This is a genomic window from Bacillus sp. 2D03 (genome assembly GCF_003946765.1).
GTDB classification, from domain to species: domain Bacteria; phylum Bacillota; class Bacilli; order Bacillales; family Bacillaceae_G; genus Bacillus_A; species Bacillus_A cereus.
Genome location: NZ_RPSJ01000002.1, coordinates 112,691 through 133,426 on the forward strand (window position 1 = coordinate 112,691; position 20,736 = coordinate 133,426).

Genomic DNA, 20,736 nt, shown 5'->3' on the forward strand with positions numbered 1-20,736 from the left:
ATTTTATTAATATCTCAAAATATATAAATCTTCATCTTTACAGTTTTCGTATCGGACTATATAAGGCAATAAAGACTTCAATTAATTTAGTAAAAGCAGCTAAAGCAAATATAAATACAGGATTGTAGGCTGAAATAATTCCACCTACTAATGCGCCTAATGGCATAGCTAATCGTGTAAGTACACGAGAAAAACCTAAAACACGTCCTTGCAAATTGGATGGAACAGTTTCCTGGCGAATTGATGTAACAATCGTATTCCATGTGATATTACATGTCATCGCGATTCCGAAAGCAATTCCGGGAGCAAGCCAATATGTACTCCACAAAGCAAATGTTAACCCAAGCGCTCCTAAAAATAGGAGTAAAGGAATAAGTACACCACGTCGAAATTTCTTTTCTAAAGGAACGGCAATTAAGCTTCCTAAAAGCCCACCTATTCCTATTAAAGTATAATTATAGCCACTTTGTGCGGAGGTAAGATTTAATGTCGATAATAAATAATACATAAGTACACCTAAAACAGCACTTGCTCCAAAGTTACCTACCATAGCTTGAAGTGACAAAGCTATATTTAACCGATCATTTTTGAGCCATTTAAATCCATCAAACAAATCATTTAGTACATTTTGCAATGTTTTTTTATCAGTATTCTTTTTATTTAAGTTTTTCATAGAAGGTAATATAATCACAGCAATTAATGTAGCAATAAATGAAAGAACATTAATCCAAAGTACTTGAAAGCCGCCAATAAAAGATATGAAAAGCCCAGCTATGATTGGACCAAACAAACTAGCCAATTGATTAACCATTTGATATAAAGAATTAGCCTTCGTTAATGATGCACCTGCGATGTGTGGAATGACTGTAACTGTTGTTACATCAAAAAGCATGGACATAACTGCTAAGATAAAAGTAATTACGTATAAATGCCAGACTTCTAATATATGTAATGCATGTAAAATTGGTACGAGACTTACTAAAATAATATTGGTGATATCCGCCATCCAAAGTAACTTTTTTCGATCATATCGATCAACTAGTACACCAACTAAAGGGCCAAATAAAACGATTGGCAATACGTTAACAGCAAATAAAGAACTCATAATTACAGCTGAACCAGTTAATTGATAGGCAATCCAAGGCAGTGCAAAAGTATATAGTGAATCCCCGATTCGTGAAATGAGTAAACCAAAAATAAAAATCTTGTATTCTTTTGAAAAAGTTGTCTTGACAGTTAATCTTTGTTCTTGTACAAATTTCACAATTGTATGACCTCCCTTTTTTATAGAGGAACTTGAAAATAATCCGTCCAATACGTATTAAATATAGAATTCTGTAAGAAGTTGTTGAATCCTACTTTATAATATTGATTTTATATAAAATTGTAGGGAATAGAAATTAGGGCGGTTTTTATGCGAGGAGGCGGAATGATTCGAGAACAAAAGGGGTTGCTGGATAAAGAGTTAATCTTATGACCTTTTCCGCAATTAGTGTTGTTAGCAGAACTTTTGAAAGAAGATCCTACATTAATAGATCCCTTTTTTAGTTAATAATGCCTCCTTAATGCTAGTTAATACAAGGAGGCATTAAATTTTTAATAATTAATGATATGTGTACCCTCCATCTGGAAATAATACATTACCTGTAGTAAAACTATTTTGCATTAAATATAGAACAGTATGTGCAATTTCATTATTATGGCCAGGCCTTTTTACAAGAGAAAGAGATTTATAAGATTCATAAGCATCATCAAGAAATACCACCTAAAGTAGAATATAGCTTAACTGAGCATGGAAAAACAGTCAGTACTGTTTTGGATAGTATGTGTAGTTGGGGAAGAAGACATTTAGAACATATAGTTAAAGATAAACTATAAAATTGTTATGTAAACTAAATGTAGTGCGAAGTGAAATGTTGTTTTAATAATTTTTATTTTATAATATATAATTAAACAGTGTTGCAGGTTATAATACATGTTTAATTTATTTTTACAAAGGGGAAATTATAAGGTGAATGAATTAGAGTATAAAAGCTTTTATGATAAAGTAGGAAGATTAAATGGATGGGATTTTAGTAAAATAAAAAGTGAAACTGTAGGAGAAGTATGGGACTTTTATGGAGAAGTAAAAGAAAGATGTAAACCATCAGACATTCTACTTGATGTTGGTACAGGTGGAGGAGAAAATGTACTTAACATAGCATCTTGGGCTAAATTGTTAATTGGAATTGATAATTCTAACGGCATGATTGAAACGGCACATTCTAATTTGAAAAAATCAGGTGTACAAAATGTTGAGTTTCTTCAAATGGGTTCTGAAGCTTTAACGTTTCCACATGCGCATTTTGATATCGCTTCAAGTTGTCATGCACCATTTGCAGCGACTGAATTATCAAAAGTAATGAAAAAGGGTGCTTTTTTCTTAACGCAACAAGTTAGCGAACATGATAAATTAAACCTAAAAGAGACATTTGGGAGAGGACAATGCTTAGGTGAAAGAGATGGAACTTTAAAAGAAAAGTATATGGGTGAACTTATAAATGCAGGATTTGAACTCGTGCAAGTACGTGAATATGATGTTACTGATTATTACAGTACGCCTGAAGATCTTATTTTCTTATTAAAACATACACCTATTATTCCTAGATTTGGAGAAGAGGAAGAGGATTTTACTATTTTACAAAAGTTCATTGACACGAATAGTTCTGAAAAAGGGATTCATACAAATTCAAAAAGATTTATGATTATCGCTGTTAAATTATAATATATTTTAGCGTAAAAGCTGCTTTTCATTTAAAGAAAAGCAGCTTTTTGTGTGGAAAAGAATACAGGAAATACTTGAAAATAATAGAAATAAATAAAGTGTAAATCAAAATATGGAGGATAAATGTTTTGAAACGTTACTATATTAGCAATGAAAAAATAAATGTACATATTACTGAATGGGGGAATAATGACAAGCCCGTTATCTTTTTTTTACATGGATTAGGTAGTACGAGTTTAAGTTTTATAGAAATTGCTGAGGAATTAAAAGAAGAGTATAGATTTATCTCCGTTGATGCACCTGGACATGGTAAAACACCGCCATTTGAAAGAACAGAAGATTATGAGATGCAGAATTTAGCAAATTGGTTAAATGAAATAATAAATGAATTGAGAATCGAATACTTCTATTTTCTATCACATTCATGGGGAAGTTTTGTAGCGTTATTTTATTTGTTACATCATTCAGAAAAAGTACAAGGAAGTATTCTTATTGATGGTGGATATCAAACAAAAAGGCTTCAAGAAAAAACGTTGGAAGAAGAAATTGCTTATTATGAAAAGGACTTTGATGAATACGTTTTTAATAATTGGGACGAATTTTTCAAAAGTGAAAAAGAAGCTTATACTAGGTGGTCTTCATTGTTAGAAGTTGCTGTAAAGGACCTAGGGATCGAAATGGATAACAAAGTATGGTGGCATGCCAGGGGGAATACAGCTAGTAATATAATAAGAGGTATGCATAAAGATGAAACGATAGATATATATGAGAAGCTGCCGGCTAATATTGTATTACTCCGAGCTACAGTTCCACAAGTTTGGGCGGATTATAGAGATAAGACAGTAAATGTTTTCAAAGAGAAAACGGACAGGATAGTAAAAGTAATTCCTGATACTACACACATGTTGCACTGGGATAAACCAGAAATTGTTATAGCAGAAATAAAAAATAATTGGAGCTAACATATTCATACTAAAGTTGTAGTTTCTATATGAAAAATCCATCCTTCCGTTTGATTTTATCTATTTATAAGTGTAATACAATACGAATAGATAATAAGAAATGAGGGGGAATGTAAAGTGATTACACATATATCAGATATAAAACTACAAACGGTTTCCATGGAAGGGGTAAAACAAGTTTATAAGGACATATTATCTTTTCCAATAAAAAAAGAAACAGCATCCTTCATTCAATTTGAAGTAACACCTTATACAACAATTAGTTTTCAAGAAGTGTATGAACCAATTGCACCTGCACATGTTGCTTTTGAAATCCCATATTCAAAATTTCATGAAACAGCAAGATGGCTTGAGGAGTCTGGATTACTCATTGCGAAATGGAAAGATGGTCATATAATTGATGAAGAGGATGGTCGATTCAATTTATACTTTAAAGACGGAGATGGAAATCTACTCGAAATTATCGCGCATAGTTATGTTAAAGAAGATGTATTAGTACCGCAGTCACCTTTAAACATTTTATATGTAAGGGAAATTGGTCTTCCTGTTAAAAGTGTACCTATTTTTAGGGAATGGCTGAAATCAAATCTAAATATGAAAACGATGGAAGACGGGGATATTTTTAACTTTGTAGTTGGTGGCACTGCTTATGTCGTCGCAACTTGGTGGCAGCGACCTTGGATTCCAATCGCGATGAAAGCTCTATCACCGAAAGTACACGTTTCTTTCGGAACACCAGACGTCGCATTTTTACAGCGAATCCAAAATAACTTTAAGAAAAATGGTGTATCATTTGAATATAAATGTAATGAAGTATCATTTATTGAGCAAGGATATACATTTTCAATTGTGCATACATCAGAGTTTCATTCTGATATTCCTAAACAATTAAACTTACCGCTTTCTATTTAAGGATGGAAAGCGGTAAGTTTTTTGTATATTCGTGAAGAAGGTTTTAGCTAGGATTATAGTGAATTTAAAGAGAGGTATAAGGTGTTATTTTAATTTATGTTAAGGGGAGAAATGAAGTGGTTTTAGGTAATCCGATTGCAAAAGGGAATACAGCAGAAATTTATTTAACTGATGATAAGGTTGTAAAATTATTTAAAGATTACCTCTCAGATACAGAGTCTATAAAGGAAGCAAAAAAACAAAAATATGCGTATTCATGCGGGCTGCCAGTTCCAAACGTATTTGAAGTGACAAAGATACAAAATAGACAGGCAATTATTATGGAATATGTAAAAGGGGAGAACATTGGTAATCTCCTGCTTAATAATTTGAATGAGGCAGAGCGTTATATCGGACTTTGTGTTAATGAGCAAAAAAAGATCCATGCTATACGTGTGAATACAGATGAAATGGAGTTAATGAGGAAAAGGTTAGAGCGTCAAATTAAATCTGTACATAAATTGGATGAAAGCAAAAAGAAGAATATATTACAAAAATTAGATTCTATTACATTTGATTTTAGGCTATGTCATGGAGATTTCCATCCATTTAATTTGATTTTGAGTAAGGAAGAGAAAGTGAAAGTTATAGACTGGGTAGATGCAAGTTCAGGTGATATTCGCGCAGATGTATTTCGAACATACTTGTTGTACTCACAATCTTCGGTAGAATTAGCTGAGATGTATTTACATATATATTGCAGTCGTACCGGCTTATCAAGAGATGAAGTTTTTCAATGGGCTCCTATTATTATTGCAGCTAGATTTTCTGAAAAAGTATCACCGCAAAATGAAGTGTATTTGAAAAGATTATTGAATCAGTATTTATAAGTCATAAAAAAGGCTGTCAGCAAATTAATAAATGCTGTTGTTTAACCAAAGTTTCCTTGTAGTTAAACAACAGCGTTCTTAAATATTGATATAGGTATTCTTATTTTCGATCTTCATCCTATAAAGGTTCATAATCCGTACTTGTTCCTCCCTTAATTCTTCTTTATCCCAATACATATGCATTAAGCTATATTCAAAAATCTCCTTTAATTTAATAAATAATGGAAACTTGTCTATCATCTCTTTTGGTAGTTCATTTTCCTCTTGGTAGCCTTCAAATAGTGCTTTTGTAATAGAATGTTCATAGTCAATGATATTCCCATTTCCAGCAAATGAATATTCTATCGCACTATAAATAGGAACGGCTAAATCGAATATGTAAAAATGTTTTTGGAATGAATCCAAGAGAATATCAACTTAACAAAATGTCTATTCAATCATTTCTTAAACTAAATTTAAATAAAGAAGGGGCGTTTAATATGAATATTTCTAGAAAAATAGAGGTTGAACAGTTGCGAAATAGGAAGAGTGAGCTATTTGATAAAGAGGTACTTAACATATTAAATGGTCAAGTTATGTATGAAGAATTTAAAAATAAAAAGCTAATGGGTGATTCTGATTATGCCCCATTTAATGAGGCAATGTGTGTGAACTCGGCTACTACTCAAGTTTTTAATGAAGAGTTTATTAAAACAAGAGCGAAAGGACATAACAGTTCAGTAGAAAGTTATATAAAAAAGGTTATAGATCCGTTAGAAAACCTTTTTACGAAAAAGTATAAATGTATTGTTCTATGGTTTGGTGAAGATATGTTTTGCCAAATGAACCTACTTACCATACTTTCTCACCTTGAACAGTCTGCTTATGAAGGGAAGGTATACTTAAATAGCTTTAGAGAGGATGAATTTAAAGTAAATCAAATTGAACTTGAATTGGGGAATTACTCTTCTATATACAATGAAGTATTAGTAAACCATAAAAAGACCCCCCATAAGGTACCACCTGTAATGTATCAGGCTATAGACTTATTTTTAGAAATGTTAACAGAAGATAATGCAGTAATGAAATTCATTTCTAAAAATAAAGATTTATCAACTCAAGAATTATTAAAGAAGTTGTTTCATCTTTTTCCTACAATCGGATATGGAGATACTCAGTACATAGAACTGATTAATAAAATAAAGAAGAAAACTACACCTAAAATATAGGTGTAGTTTTCTTCTTATAATTGCTCAAGTAATTCTAATTCTTTTTCTACAAATAGCATTAGTTCTTTTATGGTTTCACCAGAGAAATCAAAACGAATACCGGCTGCATCATATACTTCTTTTATAGATTGCGAGCTTCCTAGTGATAATGCCTTTTTATAATTTTCTAGTGTTTGCTTAGGATCCTCTTTATATTGTTTATACATTTGTAATGCCCCAAGTTGGGCAATCGCGTATTCAATATAATAAAATGGTACTTCAAAAATATGGAGTACAGGTAACCAACTCGTTGCTATCCAGTTTTCGTAGCCATCAATATGTATGACGCTAGATTGATAATGTTTTTGAAGTTGTAAGTATTTTTCATTTCTTTCTTCAGAAGTATGAATTGGATTTTCATACAGCCAGTGTTGAAATTGATCTACAATAAGCATAATAGGTAAATATGAAATAACATCTTTAAAGAAGTTAATTTTTGCTTGTTTTAAATCTTTTTTGTCTGTATAGAAGGTATCCCAATAATTAAGCGAGAATAACTCCATTGTCATACTGGCTAGTTCAGCTGTTTCAGCTGGAACTTCTATATACTGTCGTAATTCTAATGGTTTTATGAGTTCGTTATGAATACTATGACCCATTTCATGTATAAAAGTGATAATATCATCTTGTGTATAATTTAAGTTCATAAAAATATAAGATAATTGTGAAGCTGGTAAGTACTCACAAAAGCCACCAGCTGCTTTTCCTTTGCGGCTTGTTAAATCAAGACAATTGTGTTTATACATTCGGTTTAAAAGTGCTGAAAATTCAACATCTAGTTTATTAAAGATATGAGTGCTCTTTTCAATTAAATCATTTTCATTTGCAATAGGTTTAAGTACTTTTTGATCTGGAGTTACAGCTGATACATCCCAAGGGCGAAGTGTATCTACTTGCAGTTTTTCTTTTTTCTCTAGCATTATTTTATCTTTAAGAGGCACAACATACTTACGTATGGATTCGGCTAGTTCATAGCAATCTATCGCTGAATAATCAAAACGCTCGTATTTTTTGAACATATAATCGCGATAATTCTCTAGTTGAATATTTTTTGCTTTTTGATGGCGAATTTCAATTAATTGATTTAATATGTTTTGGAGTTCTTTTTCAACAGATAAAAATTGTTCAGAAATAATAGTTTTTGCCTTTTTACGGATGTCACGATTCGAATCTTGTAAATAGGATTGTAATTCTGTTATCGTTTTTTCTTCTCCGTCCCAAATGGCACTTAATCCTCCAGTGATTTCAAAGTACTCTGTGACTAATTTGTCTTCCTGTATTTCTAATTCAATATTTTCCTCACAAAATAACTTTTGAGCATTTTTTATTTTTGTATCTAATAAACCATATACGTTAGAATCTAATTCCATTCGAAAAGGTGACTCTAAATATTTATTATCCAATAAATTTTGGTACCGCTTTAAAAGTGGCTTTACAAATTGTTGATCATGTTCAAATGTATCCTTTATTTCTTCATCATCCGTATTACATTGAAAGGCGATGTAATGTAATCTTAATTGTTCTTCGATTTCCCAAATTACTTTTGACTGCTCTTTTAACCAATTTTCAAGGTCTAGTTTTGAAGAAATCATCTTATTTAATAAAGTCGAAAGAGTTTTTTCCAATTGTAGTACATTACTAATATCAATCGTATTTACACGTTGCATTATATATCCCTCACTTTTTATTTATTCATAGAGATATTCTATTTATTAATTGTAATTCCCTTGTTAAGTGGGGAAAATGTGAAATAATGTTAAATTTAATAATTATAGAAGGTATTTATATGTCAAAGTAAAAAGTTTATCGTAAATGAAAATTTGTGGAGGGGTGCTACATGAGAAAGGGAACAAAGGTACTTGTATTTTTAATTCCATTTGCTTTATTATGTGCCTGTGAGAATGAGATTGAAGATGCTAAAAGTGAAGATTCTATAGTGATGGATATTGCTACAGCAGCGGTAAAGGAGGAATCTTTTTTTAGTGCTGCTATATGGGATGAAAAAGCAAGAATAGTAGATTTAGAAATTGCTGATAGCGAAAATGCTAACGAAATAAAAAAAGAAATTAATAAAAGATTGCAAATTCAAGGTGTTATGTCCTATAAAGTAAATATATCTCAAAGAAACAAGGAGATTGTAAATGCAGAACATAGATGGGAGTTAGTTTTTGGACAGATATTTGATGACGTATTCAGGAAGAATGGATATGAAGGGTTTGGGATTCAGCAAATAAATTATAAAAAGAATCAACCTGTTACCATTGATATAAAAACTAAGATTAGCGATGATGAAGTAGGGGCGAGAGAACTTGGACAGAAAATAGAAAAAGAAGTTGAAGGGGTACTTAAAACAGAAGCAGTAAAGAAATGGATTGAAAATGATTCATACGCTATTGGGATTTACGATATAGATGATCGGAAAATTAACTAATTGAGGAATGAATGCTATATGAATATAAAATCGATATAATTAAATAGAAAATTGCTGAAGGAGGTGTAATATGTATAAGTATTTACATATTTTAAACGACATAGAAAATATGATTCAAAATGGAGAAATAAATGAAGGAAAGAAATTACCGTCTATACGGTCACTCGTTACGCAATATGAATGTAATAAGGCGACAGTTATACGTGCGCTTCATGAATTAGAAAAGCGTCATATTATATATTCTGTCCCTCAAAGTGGATATTACGTTGTTAAGAAATCTGGGAGTACCATAGAAAATAACGAGATAATTGATTTTGCTTCCTCAGCACCAGATCCAGATGTTTTCCCATATTTAGATTTTCAACATTGTATTAATAAGGCTATTGATACGTATAAAAATGATTTGTTTGTATATGGAACGCCGAAAGGGTTACCATCTTTAATACCAGTTATTCAAAAACAACTAGCAAATTATCAAGTCTTTACAAAAGAAGAAAATATTTTTATAACGTCAGGTGTTCAGCAGGCACTTGCTATATTAACTTCCATACCATTTCCGAATGGAAATGAAACTGTATTAATTGAACAGCCAACATATCATCTATATATTGATTATCTAGAAATAAATAAAGTTCCTGTAATCGGTATTAGACGTACGAATAAAGGTATCGATTTGAATGAATTGGAGCAAATATTTCAAACTGGAAAAATAAAATTCTTCTATACGATACCGAGATATCATCATCCGCTTGGAACGTCTTATTCTAAAGATGAGAAAGAAAAAATCACACTATTGGCTAAGAAATACAATGTATTTATAGTGGAAGATGATTATTTAGCAGATTTAGAAACTGATTCAAAAGCAGATCCGTTATATAGCTTGGATAATTGTAGTCATGTCATATATTTGAAAAGTTATTCGAAGATTATTTTTCCAGGTTTACGGGTTGGAGTTGCGGTCATCCCACGATCCATTGCAAATGCTTTCTATACATACAAAAAAATACTAGATATTGATAGTCCGATGATTTCTCAAGCGGCTTTAGAAATTTATATAAAGAGTGGTATGTTTGAACGTCATAAAAGTAAAATTAATTCTTCCTACTACAATAGATCAATAAAACTAGCAGAAACATTAGAAAAAGTGCAAAATGAAAATTCATCATTATTTACATATAATAGACAAAACACACTGGGAATACACACTTGTTTAGAAATGCAGAAAAACATAGTTACAGAAACACTTATACAAAAATTAGGTGACATTCAAATAAGTGTCGATACTATTGATAAGAATTATATGAGGGATTTTCCTAAAGAAAAACTATTAAAATTAAATGTTTCGAATGTAAAAGAAGATAAGATTGAAGAAGGTATTCGTAAAGTAATTGAGGAAATCAAGCAATCAAGACAGTTGGATTTTCAGTTTAGAAAGGAATAATTTGAATTAGGAGGTTTGTTGTGAGATTGTTTTACAATTAGTTACTCCAGATGGAGAAGCCTATATGAGGAAATATGATAGGAAGCATATACCAGAGGTTATAAAGCTGAATTATAAAAGTTGAATAAAATGAAACGATTACGGAGAAAAGTAGCAGTTGTGGCCGGAGCAACTATATATGTAACTGAATAACTATATGTTTTTTAAGAGCACTCTTAGCAAAAAGTGCTCTTTTTCATTAATGTAAATATTTACTTAGCATCTTTTTAAAATGATTTTTATCATAATTTACATATTGCGTAGCTGTATTTCGTATTGAATCTCCCGCGTAAAATCTTTCGTACAATTCGTGTCTAGATCCTAATGGGCTTCCGATGATATCCCAGGCTAACTTAAATAATTTTGTACGTTGTTCGGCATCTATATTCGTTCCATTAAAGTATTTTTTCAATAAATCAGCTATCGGACTCTGGAAGTCATTCGAGCTCGAAGGAAGTTGAATGAAACCACCTGCTCCAATTAATTGTAAAATTTCTATTGCACGGGGATAATATTTGGAACCAAGATTCCTTGCAGTTTCGATATATTTAAATTTCGGCAAATAAGTTTTTGTTTCATTTGTAGTACCTTCAACTTCTGCAGCAATTAAAAGTGCGCGAATTGTTTCGATTTGCATAATTAATTCCCCAAGCTTCTCTTGAACATGCAAATAAGTAGTAGCACCGATTGCTTCAGCAATTTCACAAGCAATTGCAGTTATAAATTCTAGCTTTACTACTAATCGTACAATTGCTTGGTGATAAGCTAAACTACTAGAAGCTATATCTGACTTTATTGCCCATAACGCTTCAGGGTTGTTATATAGTAAGACACGTTCCCATGGTACAAATACATTATCAAAGATTAATAGTGCATCCATTTCATCGTACTGTGAGCTAAGAGGGGAATCAACTGTAATTGAATGTGTATTCGCAAATGGTTCTCTACAAACCATATGTAATCCAGGAGAATTGGCTGCCACAATGAGAAAGTGAGCTAAATCTTTTTGAGTATCAGTCAGTTTTGCTAATGGATAGATTAATAAATCATTTGAATAAGGAGAAGCAGTACCGATCATTTTAGCACCACTTAAATAAATTCCGTCAGAAGTTTTCTTCGTAACTCTTAGTAATCCTAAGTCATTTGTATTCAACATTGATTCTGTAGATCGATTTATTTGTGGATCACGTTGAACTACGCTTAAGAACAAGTGATTATCTCTCGCTTCTTCATAATAAGATGTAATTTTATCTGGAAACTGTACATCGAATTTTTTATAAAAATATTTTGATACGTACCAGCCGGTAAGTCTCGATCTTGCGTAATCAGATAGTCTACTCATTACACCGTCTGTAGCATAACTCCACGTTTCAAAAGCGGTTCTTCTCATTAATAATTCGTTATAGGAATTCGGAATTAAAAAGGCTGTATGGACAAATTCTTTCGTTTTTGGGCTAACATATCCAACAGAATCTCTTCGTATTGGATCATCAAACAATGAAAATAAATTAGAAATGGTACTTAATGTTCCTGCAAAATGTTTGTCTGTAGTTACATCTACTTTTTGTCCATAGAGCCAAACGTTACGACCATCTTGTAAGCTCTTTATATAGTAATCTTTCAAATTTTGCATATTTCCTCCTTCTAAAGACTATTCATATATTTGGACATCTTTTAATGGTGGGGAATATACGTGGAAAGTTATTACTGCCGAATCTGTAGCATTATACATTTTATGCACAGTATCTTTTTTTACTGTGAAAATATTTCCCTCTGTAAACTCTTCAATCCGCTCGCTATTATTTTCGTACGTTATATTTTGTAGCGTACCATTGACTATTAGTATACATCCTACAGATATTCCGTGATCGTGCACAAAAGTCTTTGCTTTGCTGGGGAAATTTAATACTAAAATCTCTACAAATTCAGACTGATAGATAACGTTCCTTCCGTATTCAAGATTAACTGGTGAAGTAATAAAAGGAGATATTTTATGAAGTGAAATATTTAATGATTGAATAGCGTGTATTAAATTGACTGTATCGTAGTGACATAGGTTATGAAACGCCTTTCTTATGTTATGAATCAATTGCATGTACAACTTCCTCCTAAGCATTTGCAGTGAAAGAAAGTAATCTCCTATTATATCGTGTGTAGTTGATTATATAACATTGTATTGAGTAAATTCAAAAAGGTGACTGGTTTTAATTGGGTAATATCTTCTTGGGATAATATGGTAATTAATCCCGTTTTTTGTGATATGCTTGAACTATAGCCTATTTTCTATTGGAAAGGTGATGAAATAAATGGCAGTTCTTTTATTGGAAAATCTATATCAAATGTCTATTGTTTTACTGATCTTATGTTCATTTTGTTTTTATAGATATTTAAAGAAAATAAAAAGGGAAAGAAAGCTTACAGGTTTTGAAATTACGATGTATATCGTTACGCAACTTGCGTATTTTATTTGGGCGGCAACAACTTTTCTTAAGATGTTATCAGAATAGTAATCTTAAAGTGTTAGATGCTGAACAGTAATGTACAGAAGCAGTAACGGTATAAACCTGGGCAAGGGTAATTTCTCTATTAGGTAAATAAATATAGTCGATAACTAGATGGATAACAATATTACTTATAACATCTTTATAAAAAGAGAGGATATAAATGGAACAATATAAGTTAATTTTAAAAGAGCCTAAACAAATCGAGTGGGAAACAAATGAAATTAAGGACATACAGGACGATGAAATTATCGTTAAAACAATTGCAGGTGCAATAAGTATTGGAGCAGAGTTACCACAGTATAAAGAATCGGATGTTACAGATACAAATCCTATCTATCCAAAAAAAACTGGATATGAAAGTTATGGTGAAGTAATTCAAGTTGATAATAAAGTAACAAATTTAAACGTAGGTGATAAAGTAGTTTCTTTTTATGGACATGAAACGATAGGAATAGTTAAGGGAGATAAAGTAATTCGAGTGCCTAGTTATATAAAACCTAAAGTTGCTTTATTATCTATTCTTTCGTGTGATGCTGCTAAAGGAGTATTGAAGCTAGACCCGCGACAGGATGAAAAAGTACTTATTACTGGAATGGGAGTTATCGGTTTACTCGCTTGTTATTTCTTAAAATACTATGTAGGTGTTGAGCGTGTGGATGTTGTTGAGCCTAATAAAAATAGAAGAGAATTTGCAAAGAAGTTTGGTGCGAAAAACCTCTTTGATTCAGAAAAACAAATAATAGAAACATATAATTACGGTTTGGAATGTTCTGCTATAAATAGAGGGTTTCACACATTGCAAAAGGCTATTAATAGTAATGGAGCGATATGCATTCTTTCTGATGGTAATATAGAAGACTTAACATTAACCGCCGACTTTTATCGAAAAGAATTGAAAATCATTGGTTCAAGTGATGGATATGATTACCAAAAACATGCAGATTGGTTTTTTAGTCAAATAGAACAGACGCCATGGATAGAAGAGATTTTTCAACATGAAATTCATTATACTGCGCTTGAAAAATGTTTTGAGGAATTAAGTGAAGGAATAATTACTCCTTTAAAAGTATTTGTCTCATATGAATAAAATGACAACGTACTTGTCACGTAGCTCACATATATTTTGTCATTAATATGATAATAAAACGAGGAGTAGCATGTACGTGTTAATTTTTAATAGGCACAACGGGTTGTTGCTCTTTCATTATGTACAAATCGTATATTATCTTTCTCAATGTACATATTAAGTAAAGTATTTAATATCACGTACATAAAAGGCGGGGTAATATGGATGGAAATAAGAAAAATGAAGAATTGAGTAAATTTAAGAAACAATGGTTTAATGAAGATAATCAACCAGTAGCTGGTATAGAGCTAGCCTTACCGCCTGATATAGGCAGCATGTTAGACTCGAAATCAGTTGATGATCAAAGTGGAGAAAGTAATAATGAATAAGTTTAATCTATACGCATCCATTTGGGTGCTTTTGTTTTTTTGACAATAGAAAATAGATCATCAAATTCTTATTGAAAAAAGATGGATCTAAATAGATCCATTTTCTATATATGTAAGTTTTAATTTTCACCAAAAAGTTTAAAGTGCATCTAGAATGCTAATAACATTTACCATTAAAGGATTGGGCTATTATGCATATTATTGTTGAAAGCATTATTTTAATTCTCACTGGGATTCTTGCATTAAAAATGACAGGTAGTAAATCTGTTAGCCAAATGACAAGAGCTGAAATCATCATAGTAGTATCAATTGCGCGTATTATTGTAGAGCCTGTATTAAGTAGGAAAGTAGTCCCATCTATATTTGCAGCTGTAATATTTGCAAGCGTACTTCTTATCATTCATTTCTTTGAACTGAAATCAAGGGAGGCGGAACAATTCCTAAATGGCAGTAGCTTTGTAATTGTTGAAAATGGAGAGATTATTAAAGCGAACTTGATGAAGGCAAAAATGTCTGAACAACAACTTTATATGCAATTAAGAGAAAAAGGAATACATGATTTAAAGATTTTGCAGCAAGTTACAGCTGAGCCGAATGGACGTATTGGTTATCAATTAATAGAGAAAGCTCAACCGATAACTTTAGAAATGTTAGAAAAAACATTAGATCAGCACAAAATAAAAAGATAATTTCTTATGTGAAATGCCAATATACAATTGAATTATTGGCATTTTTTATTTTTTCTAAATGTAAAAGTTAATATTTAGAATAGATATTCAGCCAATCTTTAAATTAGATATAGGCTTATTAATATGCTATATTCAATGGAGCTATAGTGACTGTGGTGAAAAAAGCAGCGTTAAAATGAATAGGTCTTTCATGTGATATTAAACATGAGATAAGAATAAGGAGATAAAAATAAAATGGAATTTTGGGAATCAAGTTTTATTGAGAAACAAACAATGTGGGGATTTGAACCTACAGAATCTGCAATTTTGACAAAAGATTTTTTTCTAGAAAAGAACATTAAGGACATATTAGTTCCCGGTATTGGATATGGTAGAAACGCAAAGGTATTTATCGAAAATAGTATAAATGTAACAGGTATTGAAATTTCGAAAACAGCGATCGATTTAGCAAGAGAAAACGGACTAGAAGATGTTAGTATGTATCACGGTTCAGTAAACGAAATGCCTTTTGATAATAAACTGTATGATGGGATATTTAGTCATGCACTTCTTCATTTGTTGAATGGACAGGAAAGAGAGAAATTTATTGAAGATTGTTATAATCAGTTAAAACCAGGAGGATATATGGTTTTTACAACTGTTTCTAAAAAAGCTCCCATGTACGGAAAAAGAAAACAGTTGGATAAAGATTATTATGAGATAATGGAAGGTGTAAAAATGTTCTTCTATGATTCTGAATCTATAAAAAAAGATTTTAATCAATATGGATTAGTACAAGTTTCGGAAATTGATGAACCAAATAAGAACATAGTAAATAAACCTTCAATCAATTTCTTAATGATAAAATGTAAGAAAGAACGATAACTAAAAGTTATTAAGAATGATTAAAGATGTTTATATATTGATTATGCACAAATAAAAAGGACAAGCATATAATATAAATACCTTTTAACTTTAAGTAACCTTAACTTTCGTTAATAGGGTATCTCAAAATCCCCAAAAGAGCACTTGCGGAAACAAGTGCTCTTTTATTTTTTTTGTTTCATAAATATTTATACTTGCAAATTTCGTCCAATAAAAATAAATCTGAGAGAAATAACCATATCTTTATTATACGATTATTTCTGAACTACAAACGTTATAGCATTTGTTTTTAATTGAATGTGTCTTTCATTACGAACTATATTATAAGCTAATTCTTTTATTTCAACTTTTACTTCTTTCCATCCTTTATAAATACTTTTTAATAGATGTATCATTTCATCAGTTGGGAGATTAATTTCAATTAAAGCTTCTAATTCTTCATTCGTTTTTAAAACAATTTCTTGTATGTTAGAGTTAATAATTAAACAATTAATACCGTCGTTTTTTGTCCCTTGTTTCATAGAATGGAGCACTTTTTTAAAATCTTCTTTTGATTTAACATGCTCTAAACTTGATACTGCAACGATATAATCATAAGCGTTAGAGTCAATATGATAGTTTTCAATTTCTGCTTGTTCTGTTTTTATAACCTCGAATACATCATGTTCTTTGCTATAAGTTTGTAGCTTTGTTAAAGCGGAATTAAGTAAATCAACACATGTAACAGTGCCGCTAGTATTTCTTAATTTTTGTGCAATTGGAATGCTATTTCTACCGACGCCAGAGCCAAGATCAAGTACTTGCAAGTTGTTTTGTCCTTCAAAGTGATCCATCAAGTCCATAACTGTTTTAACCGGTTTGTACAGCCAAGAGCCAATTTCAAATAGTTTATATTGTTCATAGCAAAGGTCGTGATATTTCTTTTCTTCTTGTCTTATGTAATCGATACGGTTCATATTGTTTCAGCCCCAATATTTTTATTGCAAAATTCATATGTAGGACAACCTTTTATATTTGTTTGAATTCGAAAAATACCACCAGCATGTGGATACTCTTTTAATTCGTCATCCGTCATTCTTGTTCTGGCTGTTGTAACATATAAATCTGTTAAATTAGGTCCTCCAAATGTACATGATGTTACATATAAAGCTGGAATTGGAATATTTAATATTTGTTCTCCAGTAGATGGATTCCATCTAGTTATTTTTGAACCTCCCCAATGTGCAATCCATAAACAACCTTCTTCGTCAATTGTCATACCATCAGGTAGACCATCATTTTCAGAGAAATTGATTACATCACTTGGATTATGAATGTCTCCAGTACGTATATTATATTGATAGCGAACCACTTTTTTAGTAGGTGTATCTATAAAGTAAAAGTATGTATGATCAGGTGACCAAGCAATTCCATTTGATGTATTTACATGTGAAACTTTTTTCTCTACACTTAAATTATGATGTAAACAATACAAGGAACCTGCAGCATTCATACCGTATGTATCTGTAGAACCTGCCCAGAAACGACCAGCTGGATCACATTTTCCATCATTGAAACGATTTTCTATTAAATGTGGTTCAGGGTCAAAAATATGTGTCAGTTTTTCGGTATTTACATTAATAGAATAAAAGCCTTTTTCCATAGCTAAGAGTAGTACATCCTCTAAATATGGAACAACACAGCCAATTTGTTGATTGAGTGCAATTACTCGGTTCGTATTAGCGGTAGGATTGTAGATGCATAATTTTCTCTCCATAATATCAACCCAATATAAAAGTTGCTTTTTTTCATTCCAACATGGTCCTTCAGCTAAACTTGCTTTAGCATCTAAAACTAATTCTATATTACTGAACAAGATGTTCACCTCGCGTTATAAGATATTAATATAATTCGATAAGAATAGAGGTAAACCTTTTAGTCAGAGGATATTAAGATTTATACTGTAGAAAAATGACCTTCTCACAAGTGATTAAAAAAGTGTATAAACAAGGAGAGGAAAATGCATATGATGTTTTATGAAATTGTTTGCTTTTCTTGTAAGAATATATTTCGTGTTTACGAAGGCAGTGAAAAATATAAGCGATTTAAAGAGAAACCAAACGGGGCATATTGTTGTGATGAGTGTAGTCATAAAATTCAATTAGAAGCGATAAAGAATTTTTTTAGGTAATTAAACTAAAATTCCGGAAGTCATAACTTAATTTTTATTTTAGAAGATTTTTTAAGAATAATGTCTAAATATAGAATGTAAATAAAGATGAAGTATACACAAAACAATTCGTTTAATCGATAAGTATATATTATGAAAATTGAGTTAGAAATAAAAACGGCAAGCTAGAATTCGCTTGCCGTTTTTTTTATAGTTTTGTATGTATTTGTATACCTTTTGCTTTTTCTTTTTCGTTCTTTACGCGTACAATTAAATTATAAGATCCAGATTTTGGTGCTTCAAAAGAAAGTAAACCTTCTTTTTGAGAAGTGACTTCTTCTTCGTAAATGACTTTATCGTCTTTAGTGATTTGTAATAAAATTGTACCCTCTTCAACGGTTGCATCAAAAGGAAATTGTACATTTCCTTGTTCAGTTTTGATCGTTTGTACATCGTAATACCCTTTCAGGGAGCCAATGTTTAAAGTTGTTTCGCCGTTTTTTTGAACCTTGGTGACTTTTACTGCTGTATTACCACATGCGCTTAATAATACAACAAGAGTTAGAATGAGAAATAAACGTAGTAATTTCATAGTGATCCCCTTTTTATCATTATAAAATTTTTCCAATGCGTAAATTAGTTTATCATTTTTTTATAAATAAATATATACATTAAAACTAAAAGTTGTTATTTAGTGATAATCTCTTATATACCATTTGGTTTCTATTAGTCTAAGAAACTTCAGTACATGTTGAATATTCGATTAATAAAATGTTATAGGAGTTAAATATTTTATCTTACTATTAGATTACTTGAATGAAAAGAAAACACCGAAAGTATATATAAAAGCAGGTACTTTCGGTGTTTTCTTTTTTACTATCGTGAATACATTTTCGGACATTCATCACCACTTGGTTCATAAAAACAATGGCTTTTAAACTGTCCTACAAATGGCTGATTATACCATTCAGGTGGACAAGCTCCAACTGGACGGAAATACCAAAGAGCCCATCGTGCAGGCCAGCGCCATTCACCTTGTAAAACTTTTCGTGCGATTTCTTTTTCTGATTCACGAGCGCGTTGATAAAAATATCCATATTGTACTGCTTCAAATCCGCCGGGGCTTTGATATACAGCGTCTCGTACGGTACGGAGTTGTTTAAAATCTAAGCAATCACAAAATACACGGTTTACTACAACGCATCCAACTAACTCCTCACCTTGGCGACCTTCGCCCTCAGCTTCAGCACGAATTAAACGAGCTAGTAAATCAACATCACTTTCGTTGTATGGAATAAGGGGCATAGTGATACCACCTTTCTGTTATAGTAAAGAGTGTATGTTATAAAACAATCTGCGTGCTTTTTTACATAAAAATAACATTTAATTTTAAGAGGAGCTTGTATAAAAAAAGCTAATTAGTAATAGTAGATAAATATAAAAGGGAGAGGTATTATGTATCGAATTCATAAAGACCATATCATTTACTCAATGTCACCAGAGAATAAGCCGTGTATGGAAGTGGAAATTGGGAGCAGTCTTGTATTTGAAACATATGATTGCTTTGAAAATCAAATCGATTCTGAAGATATTGTGTTTCAAGAATTAGATTGGAATCGAATTAATCCAGCGACTGGACCTGTATATATTAAAGGAGCAGAACCTGGCGATATATTAGTTGTAACGATTGAAAAAATTAAAATTGCAGAGCAGGGCGTTTTAACTACAGGTGCAAACCTTGGTGTAATGGGGGATGAGTTAAATGAAAATACAGTGAAAATTGTCCCAATACATAACGAACATGTTTTGTTTTCAAGTGAACTACAAATCCCGATTAATCCAATGATTGGGGTGATTGGTACTGCACCGAAAGAAAAGAGCATTTCATGTGGCACACCGCATGATCACGGCGGGAATATGGACTGTAAAGAAATTAAAGAAGGAACAACATTACTACTACCAGTTAATGTCCCAGGAGCACTATTAACGTTAGGTGATTTACACGCAGCAATGGGTGATGGTGAAATTGGTGTTAGTGGTGTAGAGGTTGCTGGTGAGGTAACGGTAACAGTTCAAATTATAAAAAGAAAGAAATGGCCGTTACCAATGGCTATTCAAAAAGAAAAAATGATGACGATTGCTTCAGAGAAATTGTTAGATGATGCAGCAAGTCGTGCTGTACATAATATGGTGAAATTTTTACATGAAGAATTAGCAATGTCTAAAGCTGATGCAACTCTTTTATTATCGGCAGCAGGTAATTTAAAAGTTTGCCAAGTTGTGGATCCGTTGAAAACGGCGCGTATGGAATTAGGGATGGATTATGTGGAGAAACTAGGATTTACTTTTAGTAAATTTCATATTAAATAGATAAGGGACGAAAAAGGATACTTTTGTATAAAAGCATCCT

23 protein-coding genes and 3 pseudogenes are annotated in these 20,736 nt (G+C 31.5%); 16 read left to right on the forward strand and 10 right to left on the reverse strand.

Annotated elements, in window-relative coordinates:
* Positions 1-37: 37 nt before the first annotated feature.
* The gene (locus EBQ15_RS05545; protein WP_000673885.1) at positions 38-1,264 is read right to left on the reverse strand and encodes an MFS transporter; all 1,227 of its coding nucleotides are present in this window, start codon (positions 1,262-1,264) and stop codon (positions 38-40) included.
* 339 nt (positions 1,265-1,603) lie between these two features.
* A pseudogene (locus EBQ15_RS05550) lies at positions 1,604-1,747 on the reverse strand (SDR family oxidoreductase); the annotation flags it as partial.
* Here EBQ15_RS05550 and EBQ15_RS31515 point away from each other — a divergent pair.
* The 5 genes and pseudogenes from EBQ15_RS31515 to EBQ15_RS05575 form a co-directional block, all read left to right on the forward strand.
* Positions 1,714-1,878, forward strand: a pseudogene (locus tag EBQ15_RS31515) (winged helix-turn-helix transcriptional regulator); the annotation flags it as partial. The pseudogenes EBQ15_RS05550 and EBQ15_RS31515 overlap by 34 nt on opposite strands.
* A 133-nt stretch (positions 1,879-2,011) precedes the next feature.
* Positions 2,012-2,764, forward strand: a complete 753-nt coding sequence (locus EBQ15_RS05560; protein WP_001003884.1) for a class I SAM-dependent methyltransferase — start codon at positions 2,012-2,014, stop codon at positions 2,762-2,764.
* Positions 2,765-2,892: 128 nt separating this feature from the next.
* The gene (locus tag EBQ15_RS05565) at positions 2,893-3,726 is read left to right on the forward strand and encodes an alpha/beta fold hydrolase (RefSeq protein ID WP_000833453.1); all 834 of its coding nucleotides are present in this window, start codon (positions 2,893-2,895) and stop codon (positions 3,724-3,726) included.
* A gap of 117 nt (positions 3,727-3,843) precedes the next feature.
* Positions 3,844-4,638, forward strand: coding sequence for a VOC family protein (locus EBQ15_RS05570; RefSeq protein ID WP_000627961.1), 795 nt, complete (start codon positions 3,844-3,846; stop codon positions 4,636-4,638).
* A gap of 116 nt (positions 4,639-4,754) precedes the next feature.
* Positions 4,755-5,507, forward strand: coding sequence for an aminoglycoside phosphotransferase family protein (locus tag EBQ15_RS05575; protein ID WP_000242842.1), 753 nt, complete (start codon positions 4,755-4,757; stop codon positions 5,505-5,507).
* Positions 5,508-5,585: 78 nt separating this feature from the next.
* On the opposite strand, the gene EBQ15_RS05580 is transcribed toward EBQ15_RS05575, so the two are convergent.
* A complete protein-coding gene (locus EBQ15_RS05580) occupies positions 5,586-5,912 on the reverse strand; it encodes a hypothetical protein (RefSeq protein ID WP_001999850.1) in 327 nt (108 codons plus the stop codon).
* Here EBQ15_RS05580 and EBQ15_RS05585 point away from each other — a divergent pair.
* Positions 5,903-6,715, forward strand: a complete 813-nt coding sequence (locus tag EBQ15_RS05585; RefSeq protein WP_232292424.1) for an AraC family transcriptional regulator — start codon at positions 5,903-5,905, stop codon at positions 6,713-6,715. The two genes, EBQ15_RS05580 and EBQ15_RS05585, sit on opposite strands and share 10 nt — an antisense overlap.
* Before the next feature lie 14 nt (positions 6,716-6,729).
* On the opposite strand, the gene EBQ15_RS05590 is transcribed toward EBQ15_RS05585, so the two are convergent.
* On the reverse strand, positions 6,730-8,421 hold the full coding sequence (locus EBQ15_RS05590) for a M3 family oligoendopeptidase (protein ID WP_001190035.1): 1,692 nt from the start codon (positions 8,419-8,421) through the stop codon (positions 6,730-6,732).
* 170 nt (positions 8,422-8,591) lie between these two features.
* On the opposite strand from EBQ15_RS05590, the gene EBQ15_RS05595 reads away from it, so the two are divergent.
* From EBQ15_RS05595 to EBQ15_RS31520, 3 genes and pseudogenes are all read left to right on the forward strand, one after another.
* Positions 8,592-9,185 (forward strand): DUF4030 domain-containing protein, encoded by a 594-nt coding sequence (locus tag EBQ15_RS05595; protein ID WP_001225461.1) that lies wholly within the window; start codon positions 8,592-8,594, stop codon positions 9,183-9,185.
* Positions 9,186-9,255: 70 nt separating this feature from the next.
* Positions 9,256-10,626 (forward strand): aminotransferase-like domain-containing protein, encoded by a 1,371-nt coding sequence (locus EBQ15_RS05600; RefSeq protein WP_000280118.1) that lies wholly within the window; start codon positions 9,256-9,258, stop codon positions 10,624-10,626.
* Positions 10,627-10,639: 13 nt separating this feature from the next.
* Positions 10,640-10,750, forward strand: a pseudogene (locus EBQ15_RS31520) (carboxypeptidase regulatory-like domain-containing protein); the annotation flags it as partial.
* A 114-nt stretch (positions 10,751-10,864) separates the two neighbouring features.
* Here the strand turns inward: EBQ15_RS31520 and EBQ15_RS05610 are convergent.
* Together EBQ15_RS05610 and EBQ15_RS05615 are read right to left on the reverse strand one after the other, a co-directional pair.
* Positions 10,865-12,298: a 4-hydroxyphenylacetate 3-hydroxylase family protein gene (locus tag EBQ15_RS05610; protein ID WP_001180376.1), complete on the reverse strand. Its 1,434-nt coding sequence runs from the start codon at positions 12,296-12,298 to the stop codon at positions 10,865-10,867.
* A gap of 18 nt (positions 12,299-12,316) precedes the next feature.
* Positions 12,317-12,760 (reverse strand): cysteine dioxygenase, encoded by a 444-nt coding sequence (locus EBQ15_RS05615; protein ID WP_001176006.1) that lies wholly within the window; start codon positions 12,758-12,760, stop codon positions 12,317-12,319.
* A gap of 211 nt (positions 12,761-12,971) precedes the next feature.
* Between EBQ15_RS05615 and EBQ15_RS05620 the strand changes: the two genes are divergently transcribed.
* The 5 genes from EBQ15_RS05620 to EBQ15_RS05635 all read left to right on the forward strand — a co-directional run bounded on the left by EBQ15_RS05620 (position 12,972) and on the right by EBQ15_RS05635 (position 16,177).
* A complete protein-coding gene (locus tag EBQ15_RS05620; RefSeq protein WP_000279681.1) occupies positions 12,972-13,172 on the forward strand; it encodes a hypothetical protein in 201 nt (66 codons plus the stop codon).
* A gap of 157 nt (positions 13,173-13,329) precedes the next feature.
* Complete coding sequence (locus tag EBQ15_RS31040) at positions 13,330-14,256, forward strand: zinc-binding dehydrogenase (protein ID WP_000438838.1); 927 nt, start codon at positions 13,330-13,332, stop codon at positions 14,254-14,256.
* Between the two features lie 200 nt (positions 14,257-14,456).
* Entirely contained in the window at positions 14,457-14,624 is a 168-nt protein-coding gene (locus EBQ15_RS31045) for a hypothetical protein (protein WP_000348947.1), read from the forward strand.
* A 191-nt stretch (positions 14,625-14,815) separates the two neighbouring features.
* The gene (locus tag EBQ15_RS05630) at positions 14,816-15,313 is read left to right on the forward strand and encodes a DUF421 domain-containing protein (RefSeq protein ID WP_000547582.1); all 498 of its coding nucleotides are present in this window, start codon (positions 14,816-14,818) and stop codon (positions 15,311-15,313) included.
* A 234-nt stretch (positions 15,314-15,547) separates the two neighbouring features.
* On the forward strand, positions 15,548-16,177 hold the full coding sequence (locus EBQ15_RS05635) for a class I SAM-dependent methyltransferase (protein ID WP_000397590.1): 630 nt from the start codon (positions 15,548-15,550) through the stop codon (positions 16,175-16,177).
* Between the two features lie 254 nt (positions 16,178-16,431).
* Here EBQ15_RS05635 and EBQ15_RS05640 read toward each other — a convergent pair whose 3' ends face one another.
* Together EBQ15_RS05640 and EBQ15_RS05645 are read right to left on the reverse strand one after the other, a co-directional pair.
* Positions 16,432-17,133 carry a class I SAM-dependent methyltransferase gene (locus EBQ15_RS05640; RefSeq protein ID WP_001079461.1) on the reverse strand — a complete coding sequence of 234 codons (702 nt, stop codon included), beginning with the start codon at positions 17,131-17,133 and terminating at the stop codon, positions 16,432-16,434.
* A complete protein-coding gene (locus tag EBQ15_RS05645) occupies positions 17,130-18,032 on the reverse strand; it encodes an SMP-30/gluconolactonase/LRE family protein (RefSeq protein WP_000492422.1) in 903 nt (300 codons plus the stop codon). The genes EBQ15_RS05640 and EBQ15_RS05645 overlap by 4 nt, the downstream gene beginning before the upstream one ends.
* A 144-nt stretch (positions 18,033-18,176) precedes the next feature.
* On the opposite strand from EBQ15_RS05645, the gene EBQ15_RS05650 reads away from it, so the two are divergent.
* Positions 18,177-18,347 (forward strand): DUF2197 domain-containing protein, encoded by a 171-nt coding sequence (locus EBQ15_RS05650; protein ID WP_000551047.1) that lies wholly within the window; start codon positions 18,177-18,179, stop codon positions 18,345-18,347.
* A 187-nt stretch (positions 18,348-18,534) separates the two neighbouring features.
* Here EBQ15_RS05650 and EBQ15_RS05655 read toward each other — a convergent pair whose 3' ends face one another.
* Together EBQ15_RS05655 and EBQ15_RS05660 are read right to left on the reverse strand one after the other, a co-directional pair.
* A complete protein-coding gene (locus tag EBQ15_RS05655; protein WP_000771814.1) occupies positions 18,535-18,918 on the reverse strand; it encodes a BA_1872 family lipoprotein in 384 nt (127 codons plus the stop codon).
* A gap of 284 nt (positions 18,919-19,202) precedes the next feature.
* Positions 19,203-19,631 (reverse strand): cell wall hydrolase, encoded by a 429-nt coding sequence (locus EBQ15_RS05660; protein ID WP_001128398.1) that lies wholly within the window; start codon positions 19,629-19,631, stop codon positions 19,203-19,205.
* A gap of 150 nt (positions 19,632-19,781) precedes the next feature.
* Between EBQ15_RS05660 and EBQ15_RS05665 the strand changes: the two genes are divergently transcribed.
* Complete coding sequence (locus EBQ15_RS05665) at positions 19,782-20,696, forward strand: acetamidase/formamidase family protein (protein ID WP_000285658.1); 915 nt, start codon at positions 19,782-19,784, stop codon at positions 20,694-20,696.
* Positions 20,697-20,736 lie beyond the last annotated feature (40 nt).

Bases quoted from the DNA above. Each gene is read 5' to 3' on its own strand.
- EBQ15_RS31040 (WP_000438838.1), top strand. From the start codon at position 13,330: ATGGAACAATATAAGTTAATTTTAAAAGAGCCTAAACAAATCGAGTGG.
- EBQ15_RS05655 (WP_000771814.1), bottom strand. From the start codon at position 18,918: ATGAAATTACTACGTTTATTTCTCATTCTAACTCTTGTTGTATTATTA.
- EBQ15_RS05640 (WP_001079461.1), bottom strand. From the start codon at position 17,133: ATGAACCGTATCGATTACATAAGACAAGAAGAAAAGAAATATCACGAC.
- EBQ15_RS05615 (WP_001176006.1), bottom strand. From the start codon at position 12,760: ATGCAATTGATTCATAACATAAGAAAGGCGTTTCATAACCTATGTCAC.
- EBQ15_RS05665 (WP_000285658.1), top strand. From the start codon at position 19,782: ATGTATCGAATTCATAAAGACCATATCATTTACTCAATGTCACCAGAG.
- EBQ15_RS05650 (WP_000551047.1), top strand. From the start codon at position 18,177: ATGCATATGATGTTTTATGAAATTGTTTGCTTTTCTTGTAAGAATATA.
- EBQ15_RS31045 (WP_000348947.1), top strand. From the start codon at position 14,457: ATGGATGGAAATAAGAAAAATGAAGAATTGAGTAAATTTAAGAAACAA.
- EBQ15_RS05610 (WP_001180376.1), bottom strand. From the start codon at position 12,298: ATGCAAAATTTGAAAGATTACTATATAAAGAGCTTACAAGATGGTCGT.
- EBQ15_RS05590 (WP_001190035.1), bottom strand. From the start codon at position 8,421: ATGCAACGTGTAAATACGATTGATATTAGTAATGTACTACAATTGGAA.
- EBQ15_RS05600 (WP_000280118.1), top strand. From the start codon at position 9,256: ATGTATAAGTATTTACATATTTTAAACGACATAGAAAATATGATTCAA.
- EBQ15_RS05620 (WP_000279681.1), top strand. From the start codon at position 12,972: ATGGCAGTTCTTTTATTGGAAAATCTATATCAAATGTCTATTGTTTTA.
- EBQ15_RS05630 (WP_000547582.1), top strand. From the start codon at position 14,816: ATGCATATTATTGTTGAAAGCATTATTTTAATTCTCACTGGGATTCTT.
- EBQ15_RS05660 (WP_001128398.1), bottom strand. From the start codon at position 19,631: ATGCCCCTTATTCCATACAACGAAAGTGATGTTGATTTACTAGCTCGT.
- EBQ15_RS05585 (WP_232292424.1), top strand. From the start codon at position 5,903: ATGAATCCAAGAGAATATCAACTTAACAAAATGTCTATTCAATCATTT.
- EBQ15_RS05635 (WP_000397590.1), top strand. From the start codon at position 15,548: ATGGAATTTTGGGAATCAAGTTTTATTGAGAAACAAACAATGTGGGGA.
- EBQ15_RS05595 (WP_001225461.1), top strand. From the start codon at position 8,592: ATGAGAAAGGGAACAAAGGTACTTGTATTTTTAATTCCATTTGCTTTA.